The organism is Mesorhizobium sp. M7A.F.Ca.CA.001.08.2.1, from assembly GCF_003998455.1.
GTDB lineage: Bacteria > Pseudomonadota > Alphaproteobacteria > Rhizobiales > Rhizobiaceae > Mesorhizobium > Mesorhizobium ciceri.
Map to the genome: position 1 here is coordinate 1 of NZ_RZPW01001161.1, position 1,287 is coordinate 1,287.

The window sequence follows — 1,287 nt, forward strand, 5'->3', positions numbered from 1 at the left end:
GATCATGACCGACGCCAATCAGGGGTTTTCTGTCGACGAAGCGATCCGGCGCGCGGCGCGACTGCGTGAGCTCGACCTCGCCTGGATCGAAGAACCGCTGCCGGCCGACGACATCGACGGGCATGTGCGGTTGTCGAACTCGACGCCGACGCCGATCGCCATCGGCGAGTCGCTCTACTCGATCCGCCATTTCCGCGAATACATGCAGAAAGGCGGCTGTTCGATCGTGCAGGTCGATGTCGGCCGCATCGGCGGCATCACGCCATGGCTCAAGATCGCGCACGCGGCAGAGGCCTTCGACATTCCGGTCTGCCCGCATTTCCTGATGGAACTGCATGTCAGCCTGACCTGCGCTGTTCAGAACGGTCGATATGTCGAGTACATTCCGCAGCTCGACCAGTTGACCGGCAAGCGCATGCGCATCGAAGATGGCCAGGCGCTGGCGCCCGACGAACCGGGCATCGGCATCGATTGGGACTGGGACGCGGTCAAGGCCATGAGCATCGCCGAATTCACCACGGCGATCACCAAATAGGGGAACTGATATGCAGCGGATGGGTATGGTTTTGGGGCTGAAGCCGGAAAAGGTCGAGGAGTATGTCCGCCTCCATGCCGCCGTCTGGCCCGGCGTGCTGACCATGATCTCGGCCTGCAACATCAAGAATTATTCGATCTACCTGAAGCGGCCGGAGAACCTGCTGTTTTCCTATTTTGAATACCACGGCACCGACTATGCCGCCGACATGGCCAAGATGGCGGCCGACCCGAAGACGCAGGAATGGTGGGCCGTCTGCATGCCCTGCCAGGAGCCGCTGGCGACCCGCCAGGAGGGCGAGTGGTGGGCCGAGATGGATGAGGTCTTCCATCATGACTGAAGGCGGCTTCGACCCTGCCTTGCTCGTTCAATCCTGGCCAAAACCCTCAAGACCCCGGCCGATCGTCACCTTCGGCGCGGGATCGATCGTCGGCGACGCGCATTTCCCAGCCTACCGGAAGGCCGGCTTTCCGGTTGCCGGGCTTTATGATCCTGATCATGTCAGGGCTGAAAAGCTGGCCAGCCAATGGGGCGTGACGGCCTTTGGCTCGGTCGAAGAAGCGACTGCTGTCGAGGGCGCGATCTTCGACCTTGCCACCCCGCCGTCGCATCATGCCGATGTGCTGAAGTCCTTGCCTGACGGCGCGGTGGCGCTGATCCAGAAGCCGATGGGCAGCAATCTTGCCGAGGCGACCGCGATCCTCGAAATCTGCCGCGCCAGGAGGCTGCACGCGGCGGTGAACTTCCAATTG

3 protein-coding genes are annotated in these 1,287 nt (G+C 62.2%); all 3 read left to right on the forward strand.

Features of this window, described 5'->3' with window-relative positions:
- The coding region (locus tag EN914_RS35800) for an enolase C-terminal domain-like protein (RefSeq protein WP_281034700.1) at positions 1 to 535 on the forward strand (535 nt) is incomplete at its 5' end.
- Between the two features lie 10 nt (positions 536 to 545).
- Positions 546 to 875 carry an L-rhamnose mutarotase gene (locus EN914_RS35805; RefSeq protein ID WP_024502491.1) on the forward strand — a complete coding sequence of 110 codons (330 nt, stop codon included), beginning with the start codon at positions 546 to 548 and terminating at the stop codon, positions 873 to 875.
- Positions 868 to 1,287, forward strand: a 420-nt coding sequence (locus EN914_RS35810; protein WP_164779185.1) for a Gfo/Idh/MocA family protein, incomplete at its 3' end; no start/stop codon positions are given. The genes EN914_RS35805 and EN914_RS35810, both read left to right, overlap by 8 nt.